Genomic DNA, 2,664 nt, shown 5'->3' on the forward strand with positions numbered 1-2,664 from the left:
ATGCCCGTGCCCACGCGCGAGGACGCGCCGCTCGTGACTCGCGAGGCCGACGACGCCAAGGGCTTCCGCATCGCGCGCACCGAGGAGCGGCTGTTCGGCTTCCACCCGGCCGCGACTCACTTCCGCTACCCCTACGTGTACGGCCCGCACCAGCTCGTGCCGCGCGAGTGGTGCATCGTGCGGCGCATCCACGACCGCCGGCCGTTCATCGTGGTGCCCGACGGCGGACTCACGCTGTGCTCGTACGGCTACGCCGAGAACCTGGCGCACGCGGTGCTCTTGCCGCTCGACCACCCGAACGCCTCGGCCGGGCAGATCTACAACTGCGCGGACGAGGAGACACTCACGTTGCGCCAGGTGGTGGAGATCGTGCGCGACGCGCTCGGGGCCCGGCTCGAGCTGCTCGCGCTGCCGCACGAGCTCGCGACGCCCGCGCGGCCGCTCCTGGCGCAGCCGTGGTCGACGCACCGGGTGCTCGACCTGGCCAAGCTGCGCGCGGACCTGGGCTACCGCGACGTGCTGCCCGCGCGCGAGGCGCTGGCGCTCACCGCGCGCTGGCTCGACCGCCACCCGCTGGAGCACGGCGGCGCGGAAGAGCGCATCCTGCAGGACCCGTTCGACTACGCCGCGGAGGACGCGCTGGCCGTGCGCTGGCGCAAGGCGCTCGAGTCACTGACCTCGGACCCGGTCGAGTGGAAGCGCCCGCCGGGCTACACCGCGAGCTACAGCGGACCCGGCGGGACGCCCCGCTCCGGCGAGTTCGAGTAGCGCCGGGCTACTCGGGCAGCGTCTCGCCCGAGCCGCCGAACTCCTTGGGGAAGTCCTTCAGCTTGGGCAGGCCGTCCTTCATGCGCAGGACGGTCTCGGAGTAGTTCACGTGCAGGCCCGGCACGAACTTCAGGCTGGGGATGGTCGCGGCGAACACGTCGACCAGGCCGAGCGACGGGTGGTTCGTCATCAGGTGACCGCCGCACTTGGCGCAGTACTTGCGCTCGCTCATGGGCGTCTTGGTGAACGTGCGGATCTGGTCCGCGCCCGCGGTGACCTTCACCGCGCCGGGCTGCCAGAGGCTGAACGCGTTCACCGGGCCGCCCGACCAGGAGCGGCACGAGGCGCAGTGGCAGTAGCCCATGCCCGCGGGCTCGCCCGAGACCTGGAGCTTGACGGCGCCGCAGAAACAGCTTCCCGAGTGACTCATCTGGGTCTTCCTTTCAGAGCAGCTTACAGAGCAGGGCGATGAGGTAGATGGCACCGCCCGGATGCGCTGTAAAACGCCTCACAGTCTACCTCGCGAAACCTGCTCGGGTCGGCGCTCATCGTGAGAAGTGCATATGCACGACACACGCAAGATCCTCGAAAGTTGCGCCTGCCACCGGCTGCGGATGGCGGCGCGGGCGGTGACTCGCAGCTACGACGACGCGCTGCGGCCGGTGGGTCTGCGCGCGACGCAGATGGCGCTCCTGACGGCCCTCGAGGCCGAGGGCGCGTTGTCGATCAGCGCGCTGGCGCGGCTGGCGGGCATGGACCGCAGCACGCTCTCGCGCAACCTGGCGCCGCTCGAGCGCGAGGGCCTGGTGGCGCTGGGCGCCGAGGGCTGGCGGCGCGCGCGCACGCTCGCGCTCACCGCCAAGGGACGCTCACGGCTCGCAGAGGCCGTGCCCTTGTGGGAGCAGGCACAGCGAAGTCTCCGGCGGAGTCTCGGCGCGCGGCGCTGGGACGACGTCCGCAGGAGTCTGGACCACGTCATTCACTCCACACAATGAAAGGACCCGGCATGAAGTATTTCATCGACACCCATGACAAGGCCAAGGGCAGCTTCCCGAAGCAGGTGCTGAGCGAACAGGAGTTCTACGCGCAGTTCGACGCGCTCGAAGAGGCCGGCCTGCCGATCGGCGTGTTCGGCCACGCCGCGCACGTGAACCTCGAAGAGGGCAAGGCGTTCTGCTTCATGTCGGGGCCGGACGAGGCGGCGATCTGGAAGGCCCACGCGGCGATCCAGCTGCCGTTCGACTCGATCACCGAGGTGCGCCGGGTGACCGGCGCCGACCTGCGCCCGCGCAAGCAGGGCTGACTCGGGCCTTCAGGACATGCACATCCCGCCACTCACCGAGAGTGTCTGGCCGGTGATGAAGCCGGCGTCGTCGGAAGCCAGGAACGCGACGGCGCCGGCCAGGTCCTCGGGCTGGCCGATCCGGCCCCAGGGCACGGCGCGCGACAGTGACTGCACGAGCTTCGGGTTGTCGGCGCCCACTTGCGCCAGGAGCGGCGTATCGGTCGGGCCGGGGCAGACCACGTTCACGTGGATGCCGTGGCGCGCCACCTCGCGCGCCAGCGCTTTGGTGAACCCGATGACTCCGGCCTTCGCGGCGGAGTAGACCACCTCGCCGCTCGACCCCAGCCGGCCGGCGTCGGACGAGATGCTCACGATCCAGCCGGCGCGCCGCTCGATCATGCCGTCGAGCACCGCGCGAGTCACCGCGATCGGCCCGCGCAGGTTGATCGCGAGCACCTTGTCCCAGGTCTCCTCGGAGGCCTTCACGAACGGCTCGACCTTGTCCCAGCCGGCGTTGTTCACGAGCACGTCCACGCGGCCGAAGTGCGCGATCACCTCGCCCACGCCGGCGCGTACCGAGGCCGAGTCGGTGACGTCGAGCGCGAAGCCGT

The 2,664-nt window shown here is 70.5% G+C and carries 5 protein-coding genes; 3 read left to right on the forward strand and 2 right to left on the reverse strand.

Annotated elements, in window-relative coordinates:
- A partial coding sequence (locus tag VMR86_04555; GenBank protein ID HTO06309.1) for an NAD-dependent dehydratase occupies positions 1-768 on the forward strand: 768 nt, incomplete at its 5' end.
- Between the two features lie 7 nt (positions 769-775).
- Here VMR86_04555 and VMR86_04560 read toward each other — a convergent pair.
- Entirely contained in the window at positions 776-1,198 is a 423-nt protein-coding gene (locus tag VMR86_04560; protein ID HTO06310.1) for a GFA family protein, read from the reverse strand.
- Between the two features lie 133 nt (positions 1,199-1,331).
- On the opposite strand from VMR86_04560, the gene VMR86_04565 reads away from it, so the two are divergent.
- A complete protein-coding gene (locus tag VMR86_04565; protein HTO06311.1) occupies positions 1,332-1,763 on the forward strand; it encodes a MarR family winged helix-turn-helix transcriptional regulator in 432 nt (143 codons plus the stop codon).
- A gap of 11 nt (positions 1,764-1,774) precedes the next feature.
- Positions 1,775-2,071, forward strand: a complete 297-nt coding sequence (locus VMR86_04570; GenBank protein HTO06312.1) for a nickel-binding protein — start codon at positions 1,775-1,777, stop codon at positions 2,069-2,071.
- A 9-nt stretch (positions 2,072-2,080) separates the two neighbouring features.
- On the opposite strand, the gene VMR86_04575 is transcribed toward VMR86_04570, so the two are convergent.
- Positions 2,081-2,664: SDR family oxidoreductase (locus tag VMR86_04575; GenBank protein ID HTO06313.1), on the reverse strand; the 584-nt coding region annotated here is incomplete at its 5' end.

This window comes from Myxococcota bacterium (assembly GCA_035498015.1).
Classification (GTDB): domain Bacteria; phylum Myxococcota_A; class UBA9160; order SZUA-336; family SZUA-336; genus VGRW01.

Excerpts from the sequence above, each read along its gene's own strand:
- VMR86_04570 (HTO06312.1), top strand. The coding sequence starts at position 1,775 with ATGAAGTATTTCATCGACACCCATGACAAGGCCAAGGGCAGCTTCCCG.
- VMR86_04560 (HTO06310.1), bottom strand. The coding sequence starts at position 1,198 with ATGAGTCACTCGGGAAGCTGTTTCTGCGGCGCCGTCAAGCTCCAGGTC.
- VMR86_04565 (HTO06311.1), top strand. The coding sequence starts at position 1,332 with ATGCACGACACACGCAAGATCCTCGAAAGTTGCGCCTGCCACCGGCTG.